Here is a 19,434-nt window from a genome sequence, read left to right as displayed (position 1 = left end):
CAGAATGACCTTGCCACTCAAAACTGGCGCGGAGTGTTCGGTCACCCCGTTCCTCTTGGGAGGAGTCCGTCTCATGAAATCCACGCTCGTCCGGCGTGTCGTACCGCTTGCGGTCGCCGCCGTGCTGGTGAGTCCCGTCCCCGCGTTCGCCGACGCGCCACCCGGAGAATGGAGGCACGTCCCGGTCACCGGGCTGGTGGGCCCCGCGCTGTACGGCGTCACCGCGCCGAGCCACGGCAACGCCTGGGCGGTCGGCAGCCAGGCGTCCGGCGGTGAACCGCTCGTCCTGCGCTGGAACGACGGCGCCTGGACGCCCCAGGCCGTCCCCGAGGGAACGGCACCCGAACTGGTGGACGTCGACGCCCGCCACTTCGCCGACGCGTGGGCGGTCGGGCAGGGCGGCGGTGACGCCACGACCAAGTCCCTGCACTGGAACGGACGCGCGTGGACGGCCGTCCCCCACCCCTCGGACACGCCCATGGCGGTGTCCATCGACCGCTGGGGCTCCGCCTGGTCCACCGGATCCGGCGCCGACGGCTCCAAGGTGTTCCGGTATCGCGCCGGGGAGTGGGCCGACCAGGGGTTGACCGTGCCCAGCGGCACCCTGCTGGACGCCATCGCCGCGCGCACCCCGGAGGACGTCTGGGTGGGCGGCACGCCTTCGTCGGACGGCGTGACGGCCCTGTGGCACTACGACGGCGAGTCGTGGAACCACATGACATTGCCGAGTGAATGGCCCCACTGGATTCTGCAGATCGTCCCGGTGGGCCCGGACGACGTGTGGTTCTACACACTTCCGATGGACCCGCTGTTCTCCGGGCCCCAACTCGTCCACTGGGACGGCAGCACGTTCACCGCGACCAAGACGCCGTCGCCGTACGAACGGGTGGGCACGTTCGCCGACGACGCCGGGTTCCTCGGCGACATCGCGTCCGACGGCCGGGGCGGCATCTGGCTGCAGGACAGCCAGTCCCCGTACTACCGGCACTACGACGGCGCCACGTGGACCAGCGTGCCGCGTCCCCCCGCCCCCGGGTACCCCTACATGTACGACCTCGAGCAGATCGGCCGCAGCAGCTCCCTGTGGGGCGTCGGCCTCGGCGCCGGGGACCTGCTCAACATCGACCGCTTCCGCTGACCTGACACCCGGCGCGGTTCCGCGCCGGGTGGTCAGTGGTGGCGGACGGCGTCCGGGAAGTGGGCCGCGAGGAGGTCGGGGGCCTCCTCGCGGCCGTCCAGGACGCGGCTCGTCCGGTTGACGGCCCGCCAGCCGCCGGGCGTGCGGCGCAGGCGCCAGCGGTTGGCGGTGGCGCGGCGCAGGACGAACCCGTCCGGGGAGTTGACGATCATGAGGGTGTAGCCGGCGGCGGTGGCCTCGTCGCCGTCGACGGTGACGTGGGGCGGGCCGGCGAAGTGGGCGCAGCCGCCGGTGATCCAGCGCTGGTGGTGCGCGGAGCGGACCATGGTCTCGATCTCGGCCCGGCCGGTCATCGGGATCTCGTCCACGTCGTAGACGCCGTCCTCGTCCCAGAGGGCGGCGACGTCGCCGGCGCAGCCGCTGTCGACCAGGGGCCCGTAGGACAGGATCAGGCGGGTGACCTCCCGCTCGTCCTCCAGGGCGCGCAGGCGCTCCTCGATGGCGGCCAGGCGGGATTCGGCGGAGGTCACAGCTTCTCCTCGAAGGTCAGCGCGTAGTCGCCCGCCAGGTCGCGGAGCGCGGCGAGCTGCTCGCAGTGGTGGCCGGGCGACGAGGACGCCAGCCGGACGCCCGCGATCGTGGCGCCGGCCTCGCGCAGCCGGGTCAGCGCGGCGCCGGCCGCCGATCCACAGCGGGACCCGGGCGACGTCCTCGATGCCCGCGTCGGGCTCCCAGGCGGCATGGCCGGGCGGCTGCGCCACCACCGGTGTGACCAGACCGACACGCATCGTTGCTCCCCTCTATGGCAGGAAAACGTTCTATCACGTTGCCCGGGAGGCCCAGGACATCGGTTCCGGTGAGCTGGACCGTGCTGACCTGGCAAAACTTGCCCTCTTCCCATCTGACCAAGCGGTTGCTAGATTCTCTTAACAAGAATTCATTTCAGTCATGTTCTGGGAGACGCGATGACCGAGGCGATGATGGAGGCGGCTGCTCCGGCCCGCGGCGACTCGCCGCCGTCGATGATCGAGCGGATGACCCTGATCCTCGACGCGTTCAACGGGCCGACCGCCCGGCTGACTCTGGAGGACGTCGCGCGCCGCACCGGGCTGCCCCGGTCCACCGCGCACCGCATCCTGGACCAGCTCGTCCGGCAGGGCTGGCTCGCGCACCACTCGTTCGGCTACGGGCTCGGCCGGCGCGCCCTCGGACTCGGCGGGCAGGACGGCGGGCACGGCAAGATCCGCGAGGCCGCCGCGCCGCTGCTGCACGAGCTGCAGGTCACCACCGGGCTCGTCGCGCACCTGGCCGTGCTGGACGGCCCCGAGGTCCTCTACCTGGACAAGCTCGGCGGGCGGCTCGCCGCGTCCGTCCCGTCGCGGGTCGGCGGACGGGCCCCGGCGCACTGCACCGCGCTCGGCAAGGCGATGCTGGCGTGGCTGGAGCCCGAGCAGGTGGACGCGCTGCTCGGCGCCGGCATCAGCCGGTTCACCAGCCGCACCATCGGCGAGCTGGGCATCCTCCACCAGGAGCTGCACCGGGTCCGGCAGCGCCGCGGCCTCGCGTTCGAACGCGGCGAGTCGTTCCCCGGCATCGCCTGCGTGGCGGTCGCGATCCGCGGCGCCGAGGGGCCGGTCGCCGGGATCTCCCTCGTCGGTGACATCCGCACCCCGCTGGAGAACGTCGCGCCGCTGGTGGTCACCGCCGCCCGCGAGACGTCGCAGATCCTCTTCCCCGGCTCGTCCCCCCGCGGGGAGCGCACCGGCGGACGTGCCCGGCGCGGCACCGCCCGCGCGGGCCGGGAGACGACGTGGTCGCCGGAGACGATGAACCGGCTGCTCGCCGTGGACGGCCGCGGCGACTGGATGTGATCCGGTCGCCCGGCATGGGATCAGCCCCAGCCCCACCGGTCGCCGAGGCCCCACGGGTCCGGGGCGACCGGGGCGTCGGGCTCGCCGACGCCGAACCGGCTGCGGAAGAACACCATCGGACGCCGCCAGGCGCCGTCGCGCGCCTCGTGCCGGTCGACCGCGAGGACCCGCCCGATCACGATCTCGTGGTCGCCGGCCTCGTGGATGTCGTGCACGACGGCGTGGACGGCCAGCAGGACGTCCGGCAGCGCCGGGGTGCCCCACTCGGACGCCTCCCACTCCAGGCCGTCGAACTTGGCGCCCCGGCTCGACCCGAAGCGCTCGCACAGCTCGCGCTGCTCCTCGCCGAGCACGTTCACGCAGAACCGGCCGGCCGCGCGGATCCGCGGCCACGACCGGCCCCGTTTGTCCGCGCAGAACAGGATCAGCGGCGGCTCAAGCGACACCGACGCGAACGACTGGCACGCGAAGCCGACCGGCTCGCCGCCGTCGAGGGCGGTGACCACGGTGACGCCCGTGGCGAACTCCGCCATCGCCTTGCGGAAGTCCGCGGGGTCGGGCGCGGCGGCGTCGGCGGACGTGCGTCCGGTGTCGGCGGTGAGCGCTGGCTCGGCTGGCATCTGTTCACCTCGGGGCTCGGTGCGGGACACAATCCCTGTCATCAATGTCTTACTCAACAAAACGTCCAAGGAACAAAATCCACTAAGTGGCATGGACCCACCGCCGGTCAAGTGGTCCGGTCCGCCCGAAACGTAGGCATGGCCCGGACGGGACGGCGCGCGCCGATCCCGATGAGTGGAAGCGGGCGCCCGACCGGGCGCCCGACCGGGCACCCGGAGCGGGCGGTGAGACGTGCGTCCCGCTGATCGGGATCCACCGGGTGACCTTGCCGCCGCGCGGATTACGTTCCCGTCAAGCCACCGTCGAAGGACTGGGAGATCATGCCCACGGAGCTGACCTACGAGTCGACGCTGCGCGAACTCGCCACCGACCAGGGCGTCCTGCGCTATCACGAGGCCGGCGAGGGGCCGCCCCTGCTGATGCTGCACGGGTCCGGTCCCGGCGTGACCGGGTGGCGGAACTTCCGCGGCAACCTCGCCCGGTTCGCCGAGCACTTCCGGTGCCTGGTCCTGGAGTTCCCCGGATTCGGGGTCAGCGACCCGACCGACGAGCACCCGATGATGGCGGCCGGCGGCGCGATCGTCCGGTTCCTGGACGGGCTGGACCTCGGCCGGGTCGACGTGATCGGCAACTCGATGGGCGGCATCATCGCCGCCCAGACGGCCCTGAGGCACCCGGACCGCGTCCGGCGCCTGGTCACCATCGGCGGGATCGGCCAGAGCATCTTCAGCCCGTCGCCCGGCGAGGGCATCAAGCTGCTGATGGAGTTCACCGACGACCCGACCCGCGAGGGCCTGATCCGGTGGCTGCGCTCGATGGTCTACGACCCGAGGCTGGTCACCGAGGAGATGATCGAGGAGCGCTGGCGGCAGGCCACCGACCCCGACACCCTCGCCAGCGCCCGCCGCATGTACGGGTCGAAGGCGATGGCGGCCCGCGCGAAGGCGATGGCGCGGTCTGACGAGCCGCCGTACTGGTCGATGCTGCACAAGCTCAAGGCCGAGACGCTCATCACCTGGGGACGTGACGACCGGGTCAGCCCCGTCGACATGGTCCTCGTGCCGATGCGCACGATCCCCGACGTCCAGGTGAACATCTTCCCGAACTGCGGGCACTGGGTGATGATCGAGCAGAAGTCCGCCTGGGAGAGCGCCGTGCTGGCGTTCCTGACCCGGAAGGACGACGCGTGAGCGGCACCGAGTGGGACCACGAGTACGACCTGGTGATCGTCGGCAGCGGCGGCGGCGGGATGACCGCCGCGCTGGCCGCGCACGACGCGGGGATGAGCGCGCTCGTCGTCGAGAAGGGCTCGAAGTTCGGCGGTTCCACCAGCCTGTCCGGCGGCGGGATCTGGATCCCGAACAACCCGACGCTCAAGGCGCGCGGCCATGACGACAGCCGCGAGTCGATCCGCCGCTACCTCGACCTGCTCACCCAGGGCCGCGTCGCGGCGGAGCGCCTCGACGCCTATGTCGACAACGGCCCCGCCACGATGGAGCTGATCGGCAAGAGCAAGTGGATGAAGTTCTTCTGGACGAAGGGCTACTCCGACTACCACCCCGAACTTGAGGGCGGCCGTCCGCTCGGCCGGTCCATCGAGGCCAAGCCGTTCGACACCCGCAAGCTCGGCGAGGACGAGAAGTACCAGCGGCCGAACAACATGAAGGGCCCGCTGGGCCTGTGGGTGACGGCCAAGGACTACCACGACCTCGCGATGGCCAAGCGCACCTGGACCGGCCGGCGCGCGTCGCTGGTCGCGGCGTGGCGCGTGTCGTCCAACGTGATCCGCCGCCGCCACATGTCGACGGGCGGGCGGGCGCTCGCCGCCCGGCTGCGGATGGCCCTGAAGGACGCCGAAGTCCCGCTCTGGCTGAAGACCGCGATGACCGAACTCGTCACCGGCGAGGACGGCCGCGTCATCGGGATCGTCGCCGCGCAGCGGGACGGCACGACGATGCGGATCCGCGCCCGCAAGGGCGTCCTCCTGGCGACGGGCGGCTTCGACCACAACCAGGAGATGCGCGACAAGCACCTGCCGGAGGGCGGGCAGGCGGACTTCGCGATGGGCGCCCGCGAGAACACCGGCGACGGCATCCGCGCCGGCGAGGGCCTCGGCGCGGCGCTCGACCTGATGGACGACGCCTGGTGGATGCCCGCCGTCCGGCACCCGGCCGGCGCGACGATCCCGCTGGTGTCCGAGCGCGCCATCCCGCGGCAGGTCATCGTGTCCGGGGACGGGACGCGGTTCACCAACGAGGCGGCCCCGTACGTCAACTTCGTCCACGACCAGCTCGAAGGCGGCCACGTCCCGGCGTGGTTCGTGATGGACGCCAAGGCCCGCGCCCGGTATCCGTTCGCGCAGATCCTGCCGGGCGCCCCGATCCCGAAGGGGTTCTACGAGGCGGGCATCGTGTTCAAGGCTGACACGCTCGCCGGACTGGCCGGCAAGATCGGCGTCCCGGCGGACGCGCTCACCGGGACGGTCGAGACGTTCAACGGGTACGCCCGCGACGGCAAGGACCCCGAGTTCGGCCGCGGCGACTCCGCCTACGACCGCTACTACGGCGACCCGAACCTGAAGAACCCGAACATGGACGTGCTGGACACGGCGCCGTACTACGCGTTCCGGCTGGAGGTCGGCGACCTCGGCACCAAGGGCGGTCTCGTGTCCGACGAGCACGCCCGCGTCCTGCGCGAGGACGGCTCCGTCATCGAGGGCCTGTACGTGACGGGCAACTCGTCGGCGTCGGTGATGGGCAACGAGTACGCGGGGCCGGGCGCCACGATCGGCCCGTCCATGGTGTTCGGCTACATCGCGGCCCGCCACGCCGCGGCGGCCCCGGACGCGAGCGCGGAAACGAGCGCCGACGCGGACGCGAGCGCGGACGGAAACGCCGGCGGGAAGGCCGCGGGACGGTCATGACGGGGCTCAAGGTGCGGGTGGTGGAGGTCGTCCACGAGACGGCCGACGCCCACTCGCTCGTCCTGGAACCCGGTGACGGCGACCGGGACCGGTTCGGCTACCGGCCCGGGCAGTTCCTCACCGTCCGGGTCCCGTCCGGGGACGGCTGGGCGGCGCGCTGCTACTCGCTGTGCAGCTCGCCGGTCACCGACGACCGGCTGAAGGTGACGGTCAAGCGGGTCGGCGGCGGTCTCGGGTCCAACTGGATCTGCGACAACGTCACGGCCGGCGACGTCCTGGAGGTGCTGCGGCCCGCCGGCACGTTCACGCCGTCCTCGCTGGACGACGACCTGCTGCTCGTCGCCGGCGGCAGCGGCATCACCCCGGTCATGTCGATCCTCAAGTCGTGCCTGGCGGGCGGGGACGCGGCGGTCACCCTCCTGTACGCCAACCGGGACGAACGATCGGTGATCTTCGCGGAGGAGCTGCGGGAGCTCACCGAACGGCACCCCGGCCGGCTCACGGTCGTCCACATGCTGGAGTCGGTGCAGGGCCTGCCGACGCCCGCCGCCCTCCGGTCCCTGGCCGCCCCCTACGCCGGGCGGCAGGCGTACGTGTGCGGACCGGAGGTCTTCATGGACCTCGTCACGGACACGTTCACCGGCCTCGGCATGCGGGTCCACGTCGAGCGCTTCTTCTCACTCGACGGCGACCCGTTCGAGGAGCCCGACGCGCCCGAGGAGATCGCCGACGGCGGGGAGGCGGGCGAGATCGAGGTCGAGATGGACGGCGAGACGCAGACGGTGCCCTGGCCGAAGTCCGAACGCCTTCTCGACGCGCTGCTGCGCGCCGGCGTCGACGCCCCGTTCTCCTGCCGGGAGGGCAACTGCTCGGCCTGCGCCTGCATTGCCTTGGAGGGCGAGGTCACCCTGGACGCCAACACGGTCCTCGACGAGCAGGATCTCGCCGACGGACTCATCCTCGCCTGTCAGGCGAGGCCGGTCACCGACCGGCTGAAGATCACATACGACGGCTGACGACATCACGGGAGACAGGCGATGGCGAACCGCGTGCTTGACACGATCATGGAACGGGCGGACCAGATCCGCGAACTCGGCCCCGCCAACGAAGCCCTCGGCAGGCTCGACGACAAGGCCGCGACGATACTGCGCGACGCCGGGGTGATCCGGCTGCTGCAGCCGGAGGCGCACGGCGGCCTGGAGGTGCACCCCCGGGAGTTCGCCGAGACGGTGATGGGCATCGCCGCGCTCGACGGCTCCACCGGCTGGATCGCCGGCATCGTCGGCGTCCACCCGTGGGAGATGGCCTACGCCGACCCGAAGGTCCGCGAGGAGATCTGGGGCGAGGACCCCGACACCTGGATCGCGTCCCCGTACGCGCCCATGGGCATCGCCCGCCCCGTGGACGGCGGCTACGTCTTCAACGGCCGCTGGCAGTTCTCCTCCGGCACCGACCACTGCGACTGGATCTTCCTCGGCGGGATGCTCGGCGACGAGGAGGGCAAGATGGCGCTGCCGCCGCGGTCGCTGCACCTCATCCTGCCCCGCTCCGACTACCAGATCGTCGAGGACTCCTGGGACGTCGCCGGGCTGAAGGGCACCGGCAGCAAGGACATCATCGTCAAGGACGCGTTCGTCCCCGCCTACCGGACGCTGGAGTACTCGAAGGTCGTGGACGGGTCCGCGCCCCGCGAGGCCGGCCTGACCAACCCGTCCTACCTGATGCCGTTCTCCTGCGTGTTCCCGCTCGGGATCACCTCCGCGGTGATCGGCATCGCCGAGGGCGCCCTGCACCACCACCTGGCCTACCAGCGCAACCGCGTCCAGATCACCGGCACGAAGATCAAGGACGACCCGTACGTGCTGTACGCGATCAGCGAGGCGGCCGAGGAGATCAAGGCGTCCCGCACGGCGCTGCTGGACAACTGCTCCCGCATGTACGACATGGTCGCCGCCGGGCAGGTCCCGACGTTCGCCGAGCGCGCCGCCGGCCGCCGCACCCAGGTCCGCGCCGCTTGGCGGGCGGTGCAGGCGATGAACGAGATCGTCGTCCGGTCCGGTGGGAACGCGATGCGGACCGACAACCCGATCCAGCGGTTCTGGCGGGACGCGCACGTCGGCCTGGCCCACGCGATCCACGTCCCCGGCTCCGTCTACCACGTCTCCGCCCTGACGGACCTGGACATCGAACCCCCCCAGGGCCCGATGCGCTCCATGATCTGAAGGACGAGCTCGGCTCGACGGCATACGAAGGGACTACGACAGTGACGCAGATCCGAGGGCTGGGATATCTGAAGGTCCAGACCCGGCACATCGACCGCTGGCGCGAGTTCGCCCTCGACGGGCTCGGGTTCGCCGAGGGCGGCGGCCCCGACCCGGACGGCCTCTACCTGCGCATGGACGAGCGCCGGTCGCGGCTGCAGGTGCTGCCCGGCGACTCCGACCGGGTGCTGGCCGTGGGCTGGGAGGTCCGCGACCAGTTCGCGCTGGCCGCCGTCCGCGAGGCCGTCGAGAAGTCCGGGACGGCCGTGGCGGCGCTGACGCGCAAGGAGGCCGCGGAGCGCGACGCCGAGGAGGTCATCGCGTTCACCGACCCCGGCGGCACCCCCGTCGAGGTGTTCTTCGGCCCGGTGCTCGACCACAGCCCCGTCCGCACCGGGTTCGCGCAGAAGTTCGTGACCGGCGCGATGGGCATGGGGCACGTGGTGCTGCCCACCCCGAACTTCGCCGAGACCGTCACGTTCTACAACGAGGTCCTCGGGTTCCTGCCGCGCGGCGCGATGAAGGTCGGCGGCGGCGCGGTGCGGATCCGGTTCATGGGCGTCAACCAGCGCCACCACAGTCTCGCGATCTGCCCGGCCCCGCACGACGGCGACCCGGGCCTCGTCCACCTGATGTTGGAGGTCGACTCCCTCGACGCCGTCGGCATCGCGCTGGACACCGTCAAGGAGAAGGGCTTCTCGATCTCCTCGACGCTCGGCCGGCACACCAACGACAAGATGGTGTCGTTCTACGTCCGGGCGCCCGGCGGCTGGGACGTCGAGTACGGCTGCGAGGGCCTGCTCGTCGACGAGACGTACTACACCGCCGAGGAGATCACCAAGGACAGCTACTGGGGCCACGACTGGTCGGGCTCCGAGCCGCTGGCCGCGTTCACCCCTCCCGGGAAGTGATCCCTTGCCTCAGCGATCTCCGGTGGAGCCGGTCGCGCTGCGCGACATCGGCGAGTTCGACCACGAATGCGATGTGCTCGTCGTCGGCTTCGGCTGCGCGGGCGCGGCGGCGGCGTACGAGGCCGCCCGCGCCGGGGCGGACGTCCTGGTGCTGGAGCGGGCGAGCGGCCCCGGCGGCTCGTCCGCGCAGTCCGGCGGTGAGCTGTACCTCGGCGGCGGTACCGAGGTGCAGAAGGCGTGCGGGTTCGACGACGACCCCGACAACATGTACGCCTACCTGGAGGCGGCGCTCGGCCCCAACGCCGACACCGGGAAGCTCCGGCTGTACTGCGACGGAAGCGTCGAGCACTTCGAGTGGTTCCGCGAGTGCGGCGTCACGTTCAACCCCAGCCTCTACCCGGCGCCCGTGTGGATGCCGTTCTCCGAGGACGGGCTGATGTGGCTGGGCGAGAACTCCTGGCCGTACAACACCGTGGCCCGTCCCGTCCCGCGCGGGCACCGTCCGGCGGCGAGCGGGTTCGGCGGCAAGGTCCTGATGGACAAGCTGACCGCCGCCGCGACCGGGGCCGGAGCCGCCGCGCACGTCGACACCGTCGCCGCGAACCTCGTCCTGGACGAGGACGGCCGCGTCGCCGGCGTGGTGGCGCGCAAGTACGGCGGGCAGGTCACCTACCGCGCCCGCACGGCGGTGGTCCTCACGACCGGCGGGTTCGTCGACAACGAGGAGATGCTGGCCGACCACGCGCCGGTGCTGCTCGGCCACGACAAGGTCAGCGACGGCCTCGACGACGGCTCCGGCATCCGGATGGCGAGCGCGATCGGCGCCGCCACCCGCCGGATGGGCGTGGTCGAGATCGCGCTCACCGCGCTGCCGGCGATGGTGTGCCGCGGGATGCTGGTGGACGGGCTGGGCCGCCGCTTCATCAACGAGGACGTCTACCCGGGCCACTTCAGCGTCCACGCCATCCGGAACCAGCCCGGCCCCTACTGGACGATCATCGACGAGGAGGGGTACGAGTCCGTCCCCGAGGCCGACCGGTGGGGGGTGCTCCCCAAGTACGCCACCGAGACGCTGGCCGAACTGGAGGAGTCGCTGGGCATGCCCGCCGGGTCCCTGGAGAACACGGTCGAGACGTACAACCGGCACGCCGAGAAGGGCGAGGACCCCTACTTCCACAAGGACCCGAAGTGGCTGCGTCCGCTGAAGTCCCCGTTCGCGGCGATCGACCCCGGCGCGGGGTTCTTCGGCTCCGGCGGCACCGGCAAGGGCACCGGCGCGGGCGGGTTCACCCTCGGCGGGCTGCACACGACCGCCGACGGCGAGGTCCTGAACAACTCGGGTGTCCCGGTGCCCGGCCTGTACGCGGCCGGCCGTGCCGCCGCCGGCATGCACGGCGAGGGCTACATCAGCGGGACGTCCCTCGGCGACGGCACGTTCTTCGGCCGCCGCGCCGGACGCGCCGCCGCCGCACTCAAGAAGGGCTCTGCATGAAGTACGCCGTCCTGCTCCCCGTGGCGGCGGGCGTCACCGCCGATCCCGCGTGGATCGGCGCGTACGTCCAGCACGCCGAGGCCTGCGGGTTCGACCAGGGCTGGATGAACCGGCCCCACCGCGCCTAGGGAGTGCCATGCCCGCGCTGCACGACGACCGTCCCGCCCGCGAGGTCACGTTCGCCGAACTCGTCGCGGCCCGCGCGGACGACGACCGGACGGCCCTGAACTTCGAGGACGCGTCCTGGACGTGGCGCGAGGTCGTCACCGAGGCCCGCCGCCGCGCGACCCTGGCCCGCGCCGCGGACGGCCACGTCGGCCTGTTCCTGGAGAACGGCCCCGAGCATCTGTTCTGGCTGCTGGGCTCGGCGCTGACCGGCGTCCCGGTCGTCGAGTTGAACCCGACCCGGCGCGGCGCCGAACTGGCCCGCGACATCACCCACACCGACTGCGCGCTCCTGGTCACCGAGGCGTCCCGCGCATCGCAGCTCGACGGCCTGGTGGACGTCCCGGCGCTGACGGTCGACACCGCCGCCTACACCGACCACCTGGCAACGACCCGGCCGGCGGACGTTACCCAGGTCAGCCCCCGGACGATCTTCTCTCTGGTCTTCACCTCGGGGACGACATCGGCCCCCAAGGCGGTGATCTGCACCCAGGGCAGGCTCGGCCGGATCGCCGTCCAGCAACGCGACCGCCGCGCCCTGACCTGCGACGACGTGTTCTACGTCGTCATGCCGATGTTCCACTCGAACGCCCTGATGGCCGGGATCGCCCCAGCCGTCGCGACGGGCGGCCGCATCGTCCTGCGCGGCAGGTTCTCCGCCTCCGGCTTCCTCCCGGACGTCCGCCGCCACGGCGTGACGTTCTTCAACTACGTCGGCAAGCCGCTGAGCTACATCCTGGCCACCCCGGAGAAACCGGACGACGCCGACAACCCGCTCCGCATCGCGTTCGGCAACGAGGCCGCCGAACGTGACATCCACGAGTTCGCCCGCCGTTTCGGCTGCACCGTCATCGACTCCTACGGCTCCAGCGAGGGCGAGATCCGCCTCAACCGCGTCCCGGGCACACCCCCGGGCTCCCTGGGCGTCGCCGAACCCGGCACCCTGGTCATCGACCCGGCCACCCTCCGCGAATGCCCACCCGCCAAGTTCGACGAACACGGCGCACTTCTCAACGCGGAAGAAGCGATCGGCGAAATAGTCGACACCATGGGCGCCGCCAAGTTCGAGGGCTACTACAACAACCCCGAGGCCACGGCGAAACGCGTCCGCAACGGCTGGACGTGGTCGGGCGACCTCGCCTACCGCGACGCAGACGGCTACTGGTACTTCGCAGGCCGCGACGACGACTGGCTGAGAGTGGACGGCGAGAACATCGCCGCGGCCCCCGTAGAACGGCTCCTCGCCCGCTACGAACCCTTCTCGGACGTGGCGGTCTACGCCGTCCCGGACGACCACGTAGGCGATCAGGTAATGGCAGCCGTGATCCTGGCCCCAGACCAAGCCTTCGACCCGGCGTCCTTCACCGCGTTCCTGGCCGCCCAACCAGACCTGGGCACCAAGTGGACGCCCCGCTACATCCGCGTAGTGAAGGAGTTGCCCCGCACCCCCACCAACAAGGTGCTTAAGCGCTCCCTACGCGCCGAAGCCCGCAACACCACAGACGCCCTCTACGAGCACCACAACGGCACCTACGAACTCCGGACGCCCTAGCCGACCTGGCGCTCGTACTCGTCCCACAGGCCGAGCGACTCGATCAGCACGTCTTCGAGCTGTACGGCCGCCGCCCGGTACGCCTCGGCCCGCCCGGCGCACAGGCCCGCGTCCCATATCCGGCCGCGCCGCCGCCAGACCCGCGACCGCGCCGCCTCCATCTTCGCGAGCGTCCGCCACGCCCGCGCCTCGCCGGGGGAACATCTCGAACGCCCTGCGCGCCTCCGGTCCGACGGCGGCGAAGAGGAACACCGCCTCCGGATGCTCCGCTGGACGGCCCGCCCCGCGATGCCGTCGAGCCGCCCATGCAGCGCGCAGAGCACGCAAAGCGGTCATCGGACGACCTCGAACCACACGGTGTGGCGTCCGTCCTCGCCGCACAGGGTGCCCCAGCGTCCGGCCAACTCCTGCACTAGGAAGAGCCCGCGCCCGGATTCGTCCCAGGCTGAGCCCTGCGCGGGGATCATCGGACGGCCCCGTGCGCCGCCGTCGTCCTGAATCTCCACCCGGAGTCGTTCCGCCGCCACCAGCACGGTGACGCACACCCCGCCGCCGGGCCTGCCGCTGGCGCTGTGCCGGACGGCGTTGGTGGCGATCTCGCAGACCATCAGGTCCACGTCGTCGAGGTCGAAGCCGCCCGCGCATCCGCACAGCGCCTTCCGGACCCGCGCGCGAACCTCCCGGACGTCGAGGACACCGGGCGAGCACATGCGCTCGGTGCGTCCCGCTTCCCAGACGATCACCGCGCCACCCCGGCGATCAGCTCGGCCGCGACCCGCTCCGCCCCGGCCGGTGTCCGGTGAACGGCGTCCCACAGGTAGGACCACCCGCCACCGTCCTGGACGACGAGCACCGCCAACGACCGCCGCCGCGACAGAACCGGCACCGCCAGAACCGGCTCCGCCCGCCCGTCCAGATACAACACGGACCCCCGCCTGAGGCTCCGCAGGCTCATCATCAGCCTGACCAGCAACTCCAGCCGCTGAGCCGTCGTCGGCGCCACCGGCATCCACTCCTGGTGCCCACCATGAGGCGAGCACTTGGGTAGGTTCGACATAGGTCCGACTCCTTTGCAGTCGGGTCAAGGCCCCGGGCCGGTGGTGCAAGCACCGCCCCGGGGCCGCGTCCGGGTGGCTGAGGGGCACCGGCTGCGCCCGAAGCCGTCAACGGAAGGGAGTTGAAGTGGCACCGACGGTGCGTCTTCGACGCCTCGCGGCCGAGCTTCGCCAGCTACGCAAGATCGCCGAACTCACCCGCGAGCAGGTGAACGAGCAGACCGGCATCAACGTGGCCACGCTCTACCGGATCGAGACCGCCCGCGTCCGCCCCCAAGCACGGACCTTGACGAGCCTCTTGGACGCGTACCGGGTGACCGAGCCGAAGCGCTCCGAACTGAGGACCCTGCTCAAGCAGGCGGCGACGCGCGGCTGGCTGCACACCATCGCCTCAGACCTCCCAGAACGCTACGCCTCCTACATCGAGTTCGAGTCCGAAGCCCGCGAGGTGCTGAACTACGAGTGCCTGTTCATCCCTGGCCTCCTCCAAACCGAACGCTACGCACGAGCGGCGGTCACCAGCACTCTTCCGGAGTCCTCCCGAGAGGACGTCGAGAGCCGTGTCGAGACGAGAATGCGGAGGCAGGCAGCGCTCACCAAAGAGCAGCCGCTGAAGCTGTGGGCGATCGTGGACGAGGCGGCGATCCGTCGTGTCGTGGGCGGACGTGAGGTTATGCGAGAGCAGCTCAATCACCTGCTGGAGATCACTGAACTTCCCAACGTGCATCTCCAAGTGATCCCTTTCGACGCGGGCGGCCATCCAGGTATGACCGGTTCCTTTGTCGTCATGCACTTCGGTGAGGCGGTCGGTCCGGACATCGTGTACATCGAGAGTCACGCGGGGGATATTTTTCTGGAGGAGGAAGCGGACGTCGCCCGATATAACGTGGCAAGTACGCATCTTCGCGCCGGAGCGCTCAGCCCCAAGGCGTCCGCCTCGCTGGTCGCCGCGGCTGCGGAAGCTCTGTAACCAGGCAAGGAGCATGATGAGCATGGCGCACGGCACAGCGTTGCCCAGGTGGAGAAAGAGCAGTCGGAGCGGCGGCAACGGCAACTGCGTCGAGGTCGCCGACATTCGATCGGGCATTGGCGTGAGGGACAGCAAGGCCCCAGAGGTAGGCCACCTGGCTGTCACCCGTGAGGCGTGGACCACCTTCGTCGCCGAGGTGGAGGCTGGTCGTTACGACCGGTAGGCGCCAACGGCCGATCGCGAGGAGAGGCGCCGCGCCAAACTCACCGCAGCCGGGAGGTTCAGATCAATCGGCCAGGTGGGCCGGGTCGGGGATGTGCGCGACGGCGATGCGGGGGGCCAGGGCGCTGGATGAATCTCGCCGACAAGTACAGTCGCGGCATCAACCCTCTCGTGCAACTGCTGGACCTTGAGGGGGCTACAATCGACGCCCATGTTGCGCAGCTGGGAATAGCGATTGAAGCAATCGGCTATCAGGCGCTCATCGACTCTGGAATGATAGAAAGAGACGCAAACAGGAAAAGTGTCAAGGAACGCATCGATCATCTTCTTCTTGAGGTTGCCGGCGCGCTCGACTTCGACCACGCAACCTTCGTGCAAAACTTTGCCGACACCTACAACTCGGTCAAGCATGCAAATCGGGATATCGTGGGGCCGGAGGTGAAGGTTGAGAACTATCGCAAGGGTGTAACGCTGCTCCGGGCCTGGGTTGCAGTGCGACTCGGTGTCAAGAAGTCAGTATTGGTGACCCGGTTCTAGGTCAAGTGCATGCCCGTTGTGCCTCCTCGGTCAAGTGAGGTAAATCTCGGCCAGGGGATTTAGGCATTCGCTGATCACGCAGCGACCAGAGCGGCCGAGCGTGGACGTCCTTAAGGACCTCGGCGGCCTCGAACGGCAGGGCGTCGGCATAAATGTGAACAGGCCAAGGTCACTTCAGCGTCGGGCTCGGATTAGTCCTGCTCTGGATGGACGGGTCCGTGGCAATCATGACGGACGGCCGGGACTCTACCCGGCCGTCTTCCTTGAAGACGATCGATACCCCTCCCGCAGTCGCGAATGAAACATCGCCGTCCACGATGAATTCACGAGCGTCTATATTGAAAACGTAGAACTCATCGTTCTCTACGATCATGCGATCGTCCAGGCAGAAGGTGCCATTTGTCCATCCGGGCTCGAAGTGCTGCCGTACGATCTCCCGGGCTTGTTCGTAAGTTACTGGCATGTCTCCTCCAAGGAAATATGGTTGATCAGGGCTCTAGGAAACGTTCAATCGCCCTGTCGGTCGGCGTCGGACGGTTGTCGACCCTAAGATAGTGCGTGTTCCGGCCCAAGGTGAAATAGTTAGCGGCATCGGTCACCGAAGGTGTCGGTTGACCGTCGACGAAACGAACTTTTCCCCCAACGTTCTCTGCGTTGAACACATGTGCGCCACCGTGGTTCCACGCAATGTACACAATGCCGCGCGATCCTGGCTCTTTGAGTGCATCCTCAATCTGGTCCTTCGTGCCAGGAGTGAACTTACCACCCCAGACCTGTTCGATATCGCGCAAAGGTCGACCTCCTGGACCGCCTTCGTCTTTTCGTAGAGGTCGTTCCAATGGGCCGGCTTCCACCTCGGAACCTCGCCGCCGCAACTCGTTCGCCTGCACGACACCGGTACAGTTTTCGGAATAGGCGGACTTGGTTGGCTGGAATTTAGGGTTTACTAAATTCAAAGTCTCGTTGATTTCGATATTTATCTTCTTCTCGGCAGCTTCGGCGAGTTCTCGTCCGGTAGCGCGTTGAGAGGCGATCTCGCTTACGCCCTCACGGGCATCGTCCCTCCCTGTTTCTTCGTCAGTTCTGCCGGTGGCCTGGTCGGTGCTTTCAGGGCTGTCGCCGTAGGCTTCTCCCGTTGGTTCCGGTGAGGGCAGGAAGTTGTCGGTGATCCGGTGGTTGCCTGGTTCGCCGTCTCGAATGTCGCCGTCGCGGGTGTCGGGCTGCTCATCATGCAGATCCGGTCGTCGTTCCTCGCCGCGGCCAGGTTCTCTTGCGTCGCGCTCCTGGTCGGTGCCGTCGGCGAGAGGGGTGGGCTGCTCGGCTGGCTCGGGACCGGGTTGAGCAGCGTCGTTGTCGAGCCCGTCTGTGATCTGTGCGCCCTGTTCAGCGGTTCGCGGTGGGTCAGTGGTGCGCTTTTGGGGATCCAACTCGCCCGTTGTGCCTGAACGGGCTTCTTGTGGGCCGGCGGGCTGGCCGGTGGTTTCAATCGTCGGCTGGGGGGCGTGGTCAGGGACGGGTGGCGCCTCGGAGATGTCGGGCTTGGGTCCGTCCTCGGTCTTGGCATCGTCTGTCGGTGCGTCCGCGTCCTGGCCCTCTCCGCCGCCTTCGGCGTTGCCTGCCGGCTCCGCTTTCCCATCGTCGTTCTCGCGCTGCGGTGTGGCGGACTCGTTGACGCGCTGCTCAGTGGGACGGCTGCCGGTGTCGCTGCGCCCATTCCACTGTGCGGCGGCGGCCTGTTGTTGTTCGCGTGCGCGGGCGAGGCTTTCCAGGCGGGATGGCTGGCCGGGGGAGCCGGGGCTGTCAGGGGGCGGCGTCCACTGTCCTTCAAGCGAGGCGGGCCTGTCGGCGGTGTCGGTGCGGGTGTCGGCTCGGGGTTCGGTGGGTTGGGCTTGGGGCCGGTCGCGGTTGCGGTCGCCGGGTGTAGCGGTGTCGGTCTCGCGGCTGCCGCTGGTGCCCTGGTCTTGGATGCGTGGGTCGTCCTCGCGCTGGTCTTCGTCCTGGCGCTGCTGCTTGTCCTTGGCTCCGGGCCTACCGGATGCCTCTGCATTCTCGGCGGCGCGGCCGGGCTGTTCCGAGGTGGTTTCGTCGTCGCGTTGTTCGCGCGGTGAGCTGCCGGTGTCCTTTTCCTGGGCCTGCTGCGCTCTGGCTTCTTGCTGCTCGCGGGCGCGGCGGAGGCTTTCCAGGCGGGACGGCTGGCCGGGGGAGCCGGGGTTGTCGGGCGGTGGGGCGGAGGGGCGCTCCTGCGAGGTGGGCTTGTCGGACGTCTCCGTGCGTGTGTCGGTCTTGGTGGTATCTTCAACGCCCACGCCCGCGTCCCTTTCCTCGGGGGAGGCGGACCGTCCATCAGGGCAGTGGGGTGCGGACGGCTCGCCGGGGTGTGCCTTGACGCGCGGGGCTGACGCCAAGACCACACCGGCCCCCATGAAATCGCGCACGTCCGAACTTTGCACGTACACACCCAAGGAACGCGGCGCTGTTCATACGACTTCGTCCGCGCTGAGGCCGTCACACCATGACTTCGTCTCATCGAGACCCTTGATTCAGCACGAGCAGCGGTTTGACAACTCGCAATTCAAGGAAAACGAAGATGTCCCAATTGTCGGATCTTATGCACCGCGGCGGTTCCGGCGGCGTGCGGCCGACCAGTGGCAACCTTTCCCCTGACCGGGGATGCTGCGCCCAACCGGGAAAAGTCGAGCTTGACGACCAACTGCGTATCGGCGCCCCCTGGCCTGCGACTGCGACACCTGACCGATGGCTCCGCCCACGTTGGCCCGGGTACATGGCGGCCGCCCTCCAGGGCGCCAGCGTCCTTGAACCACTCCAGCCCGCCTGGCCGATATCCCCTCGCTCGCGGACCTTCGTTCACGGTGCCAGGCCGCAGTGCCGCGGCCAGACACACGCGCGGATCCGGCGCATGCGATGACCCGGCCGACTTCCACAGCGATCACACCGTCCCGCTCGACCGCCGTTGTTCAGGTCAGGTACGTCATCTACGGGCGACGCGGCCGCATGGTCGAGATGCGCGCCACCGCCCGCCTCCGCGGCGGTCACGGTTTCAGTGTCGGGTTCGGATTCGGCCTCCTCCGGATGGAGGGGTCTACGGCGATCACAGAGGATGGTCGCGATGCCACCTTGCAGTCTTCCTTGAACACGATGGACACCCCACCCAAAATCGCGTACGAATCGTCACCGTCCAGGATGAATTCGCGTGCTCCAATGTTGAAAACATAGAACTCGTCGTTTTCGACGATCATGCGGTCATCCAGGCAGAATGTGCCATGGGTCCATCCCGGCTCGAAATGCTTACGGACGATCTCGCGTGCCTGCTCGTAGGTCACTGCCATGTTGTTTCCTCCAAATGGAATCAGGCTCTCAAGGCTCAAGGAAACGTTCGGGAAGATCCACCCTAAGATAGCCTGTTTCGCGTCCCGCGATGAAATAATGAGAAGCATCCCGCAGAGAAGGCGTTGGCTGTCCGTCAAGGTGCTCAGCCTGGATCCACGGCGTGATTTCCGGTGATCCATGTTGGTTCCGATCTCGTCATGAGAGCCGGTCTGCTTGGCAGAGCGGCATTTCGGGGCGTGCGGGGTCTGCCACGCGCAGGTCCGTGGCCTGTCCGGGGGTGCGGATCGGGGGTGGGATGCGCCGGCGGGCGCGGTGACTGTGATGGTCGTCGGGAACGGTGACCGGGTCGGGGCGGGTCAGGCCACTGT

General features: G+C 69.3%; 22 protein-coding genes. 13 read left to right on the top strand and 9 right to left on the bottom strand.

What is annotated here, in order from left to right; genetic code table 11:
* Positions 1-73: 73 nt before the first annotated feature.
* Positions 74-1,138 (top strand): hypothetical protein, encoded by a 1,065-nt coding sequence (locus ACGFIS_RS34730; RefSeq protein ID WP_392973764.1) that lies wholly within the window; start codon positions 74-76, stop codon positions 1,136-1,138.
* Positions 1,139-1,170: 32 nt separating this feature from the next.
* Here the strand turns inward: ACGFIS_RS34730 and ACGFIS_RS34725 are convergent, their stop codons facing one another.
* Both ACGFIS_RS34725 and ACGFIS_RS34720 read right to left on the bottom strand, forming a co-directional pair.
* Entirely contained in the window at positions 1,171-1,668 is a 498-nt protein-coding gene (locus tag ACGFIS_RS34725; RefSeq protein WP_392908787.1) for a nuclear transport factor 2 family protein, read from the bottom strand.
* Entirely contained in the window at positions 1,665-1,880 is a 216-nt protein-coding gene (locus ACGFIS_RS34720) for a hypothetical protein (protein ID WP_392908789.1), read from the bottom strand. The genes ACGFIS_RS34725 and ACGFIS_RS34720 overlap by 4 nt, the downstream gene beginning before the upstream one ends.
* A 223-nt stretch (positions 1,881-2,103) precedes the next feature.
* On the opposite strand from ACGFIS_RS34720, the gene ACGFIS_RS34715 reads away from it, so the two are divergent.
* On the top strand, positions 2,104-3,009 hold the full coding sequence (locus ACGFIS_RS34715; protein ID WP_392908791.1) for an IclR family transcriptional regulator: 906 nt from the start codon (positions 2,104-2,106) through the stop codon (positions 3,007-3,009).
* Positions 3,010-3,029: 20 nt separating this feature from the next.
* Here ACGFIS_RS34715 and ACGFIS_RS34710 read toward each other — a convergent pair whose 3' ends face one another.
* The gene (locus tag ACGFIS_RS34710) at positions 3,030-3,629 is read right to left on the bottom strand and encodes a flavin reductase family protein (protein WP_392908793.1); all 600 of its coding nucleotides are present in this window, start codon (positions 3,627-3,629) and stop codon (positions 3,030-3,032) included.
* Between the two features lie 321 nt (positions 3,630-3,950).
* Here ACGFIS_RS34710 and ACGFIS_RS34705 point away from each other — a divergent pair, with 321 nt between their 5' ends.
* Genes ACGFIS_RS34705 through ACGFIS_RS34670 form a run of 8 tightly spaced genes read left to right on the top strand, consistent with a single transcriptional unit; the run spans position 3,951 to position 12,934 of the window.
* Positions 3,951-4,820 carry an alpha/beta fold hydrolase gene (locus ACGFIS_RS34705; protein WP_392908795.1) on the top strand — a complete coding sequence of 290 codons (870 nt, stop codon included), beginning with the start codon at positions 3,951-3,953 and terminating at the stop codon, positions 4,818-4,820.
* The gene (locus ACGFIS_RS34700) at positions 4,817-6,553 is read left to right on the top strand and encodes an FAD-binding protein (RefSeq protein ID WP_392908797.1); all 1,737 of its coding nucleotides are present in this window, start codon (positions 4,817-4,819) and stop codon (positions 6,551-6,553) included. Before ACGFIS_RS34705 ends, ACGFIS_RS34700 begins: the two co-directional genes overlap by 4 nt.
* The gene (locus ACGFIS_RS34695) at positions 6,550-7,569 is read left to right on the top strand and encodes a 2Fe-2S iron-sulfur cluster-binding protein (RefSeq protein ID WP_392908799.1); all 1,020 of its coding nucleotides are present in this window, start codon (positions 6,550-6,552) and stop codon (positions 7,567-7,569) included. The genes ACGFIS_RS34700 and ACGFIS_RS34695 overlap by 4 nt, the downstream gene beginning before the upstream one ends.
* A gap of 21 nt (positions 7,570-7,590) precedes the next feature.
* Positions 7,591-8,775 carry an acyl-CoA dehydrogenase family protein gene (locus ACGFIS_RS34690; protein ID WP_392908801.1) on the top strand — a complete coding sequence of 395 codons (1,185 nt, stop codon included), beginning with the start codon at positions 7,591-7,593 and terminating at the stop codon, positions 8,773-8,775.
* Between the two features lie 41 nt (positions 8,776-8,816).
* Positions 8,817-9,725: a VOC family protein gene (locus ACGFIS_RS34685; protein WP_392973763.1), complete on the top strand. Its 909-nt coding sequence runs from the start codon at positions 8,817-8,819 to the stop codon at positions 9,723-9,725.
* 22 nt (positions 9,726-9,747) lie between these two features.
* A complete protein-coding gene (locus ACGFIS_RS34680) occupies positions 9,748-11,217 on the top strand; it encodes an FAD-dependent oxidoreductase (RefSeq protein ID WP_392973762.1) in 1,470 nt (489 codons plus the stop codon).
* A complete protein-coding gene (locus tag ACGFIS_RS34675) occupies positions 11,214-11,345 on the top strand; it encodes a hypothetical protein (protein ID WP_392908808.1) in 132 nt (43 codons plus the stop codon). Before ACGFIS_RS34680 ends, ACGFIS_RS34675 begins: the two co-directional genes overlap by 4 nt.
* Positions 11,346-11,353: 8 nt before the next feature.
* Positions 11,354-12,934 carry an AMP-binding protein gene (locus tag ACGFIS_RS34670; protein WP_392908810.1) on the top strand — a complete coding sequence of 527 codons (1,581 nt, stop codon included), beginning with the start codon at positions 11,354-11,356 and terminating at the stop codon, positions 12,932-12,934.
* Here ACGFIS_RS34670 and ACGFIS_RS34665 read toward each other — a convergent pair.
* From ACGFIS_RS34665 to ACGFIS_RS34655, 3 genes are all read right to left on the bottom strand, one after another.
* Positions 12,931-13,095, bottom strand: a complete 165-nt coding sequence (locus tag ACGFIS_RS34665; protein ID WP_392908812.1) for a hypothetical protein — start codon at positions 13,093-13,095, stop codon at positions 12,931-12,933. The genes ACGFIS_RS34670 and ACGFIS_RS34665 overlap by 4 nt on opposite strands.
* Before the next feature lie 171 nt (positions 13,096-13,266).
* The gene (locus tag ACGFIS_RS34660; RefSeq protein ID WP_392908814.1) at positions 13,267-13,677 is read right to left on the bottom strand and encodes an ATP-binding protein; all 411 of its coding nucleotides are present in this window, start codon (positions 13,675-13,677) and stop codon (positions 13,267-13,269) included.
* Entirely contained in the window at positions 13,674-13,991 is a 318-nt protein-coding gene (locus ACGFIS_RS34655; RefSeq protein ID WP_392908816.1) for a hypothetical protein, read from the bottom strand. The genes ACGFIS_RS34660 and ACGFIS_RS34655 overlap by 4 nt, the downstream gene beginning before the upstream one ends.
* Positions 13,992-14,116: 125 nt before the next feature.
* On the opposite strand from ACGFIS_RS34655, the gene ACGFIS_RS34650 reads away from it, so the two are divergent.
* From ACGFIS_RS34650 to ACGFIS_RS34640, 3 genes are all read left to right on the top strand, one after another.
* Positions 14,117-14,959 (top strand): helix-turn-helix domain-containing protein, encoded by an 843-nt coding sequence (locus ACGFIS_RS34650; protein ID WP_392908818.1) that lies wholly within the window; start codon positions 14,117-14,119, stop codon positions 14,957-14,959.
* 13 nt (positions 14,960-14,972) lie between these two features.
* The gene (locus tag ACGFIS_RS34645; RefSeq protein ID WP_392973761.1) at positions 14,973-15,182 is read left to right on the top strand and encodes a DUF397 domain-containing protein; all 210 of its coding nucleotides are present in this window, start codon (positions 14,973-14,975) and stop codon (positions 15,180-15,182) included.
* Between the two features lie 128 nt (positions 15,183-15,310).
* The gene (locus tag ACGFIS_RS34640; RefSeq protein ID WP_392908823.1) at positions 15,311-15,718 is read left to right on the top strand and encodes a HEPN domain-containing protein; all 408 of its coding nucleotides are present in this window, start codon (positions 15,311-15,313) and stop codon (positions 15,716-15,718) included.
* Between the two features lie 169 nt (positions 15,719-15,887).
* On the opposite strand, the gene ACGFIS_RS34635 is transcribed toward ACGFIS_RS34640, so the two are convergent.
* The 3 genes from ACGFIS_RS34635 to ACGFIS_RS34625 all read right to left on the bottom strand — a co-directional run bounded on the left by ACGFIS_RS34635 (position 15,888) and on the right by ACGFIS_RS34625 (position 19,065).
* Positions 15,888-16,181: a hypothetical protein gene (locus ACGFIS_RS34635; protein ID WP_392908825.1), complete on the bottom strand. Its 294-nt coding sequence runs from the start codon at positions 16,179-16,181 to the stop codon at positions 15,888-15,890.
* 25 nt (positions 16,182-16,206) lie between these two features.
* Positions 16,207-18,024 carry a toxin glutamine deamidase domain-containing protein gene (locus tag ACGFIS_RS34630; RefSeq protein WP_392908827.1) on the bottom strand — a complete coding sequence of 606 codons (1,818 nt, stop codon included), beginning with the start codon at positions 18,022-18,024 and terminating at the stop codon, positions 16,207-16,209.
* A gap of 744 nt (positions 18,025-18,768) precedes the next feature.
* On the bottom strand, positions 18,769-19,065 hold the full coding sequence (locus tag ACGFIS_RS34625; RefSeq protein ID WP_392908829.1) for a hypothetical protein: 297 nt from the start codon (positions 19,063-19,065) through the stop codon (positions 18,769-18,771).
* Positions 19,066-19,434: the final 369 nt, after the last annotated feature.

It is taken from the genome of Spirillospora sp. NPDC048824 (assembly GCF_043198455.1).
In the GTDB taxonomy this organism is placed as follows: domain Bacteria; phylum Actinomycetota; class Actinomycetes; order Streptosporangiales; family Streptosporangiaceae; genus Spirillospora.
This window is presented reverse-complemented; position numbering and strand designations above follow the sequence as displayed.

Bases quoted from the DNA above. Each gene is read 5' to 3' on its own strand.
- ACGFIS_RS34730 (WP_392973764.1), top strand. From the start codon at position 74: ATGAAATCCACGCTCGTCCGGCGTGTCGTACCGCTTGCGGTCGCCGCC.
- ACGFIS_RS34720 (WP_392908789.1), bottom strand. From the start codon at position 1,880: ATGCCGCCTGGGAGCCCGACGCGGGCATCGAGGACGTCGCCCGGGTCC.
- ACGFIS_RS34715 (WP_392908791.1), top strand. From the start codon at position 2,104: ATGACCGAGGCGATGATGGAGGCGGCTGCTCCGGCCCGCGGCGACTCG.
- ACGFIS_RS34710 (WP_392908793.1), bottom strand. From the start codon at position 3,629: ATGCCAGCCGAGCCAGCGCTCACCGCCGACACCGGACGCACGTCCGCC.
- ACGFIS_RS34705 (WP_392908795.1), top strand. From the start codon at position 3,951: ATGCCCACGGAGCTGACCTACGAGTCGACGCTGCGCGAACTCGCCACC.
- ACGFIS_RS34695 (WP_392908799.1), top strand. From the start codon at position 6,550: ATGACGGGGCTCAAGGTGCGGGTGGTGGAGGTCGTCCACGAGACGGCC.
- ACGFIS_RS34690 (WP_392908801.1), top strand. From the start codon at position 7,591: ATGGCGAACCGCGTGCTTGACACGATCATGGAACGGGCGGACCAGATC.
- ACGFIS_RS34675 (WP_392908808.1), top strand. From the start codon at position 11,214: ATGAAGTACGCCGTCCTGCTCCCCGTGGCGGCGGGCGTCACCGCCGAT.
- ACGFIS_RS34670 (WP_392908810.1), top strand. From the start codon at position 11,354: ATGCCCGCGCTGCACGACGACCGTCCCGCCCGCGAGGTCACGTTCGCC.
- ACGFIS_RS34665 (WP_392908812.1), bottom strand. From the start codon at position 13,095: ATGGAGGCGGCGCGGTCGCGGGTCTGGCGGCGGCGCGGCCGGATATGG.
- ACGFIS_RS34655 (WP_392908816.1), bottom strand. From the start codon at position 13,991: ATGTCGAACCTACCCAAGTGCTCGCCTCATGGTGGGCACCAGGAGTGG.
- ACGFIS_RS34645 (WP_392973761.1), top strand. From the start codon at position 14,973: ATGATGAGCATGGCGCACGGCACAGCGTTGCCCAGGTGGAGAAAGAGC.
- ACGFIS_RS34640 (WP_392908823.1), top strand. From the start codon at position 15,311: ATGAATCTCGCCGACAAGTACAGTCGCGGCATCAACCCTCTCGTGCAA.
- ACGFIS_RS34635 (WP_392908825.1), bottom strand. From the start codon at position 16,181: ATGCCAGTAACTTACGAACAAGCCCGGGAGATCGTACGGCAGCACTTC.
- ACGFIS_RS34625 (WP_392908829.1), bottom strand. From the start codon at position 19,065: ATGGCAGTGACCTACGAGCAGGCACGCGAGATCGTCCGTAAGCATTTC.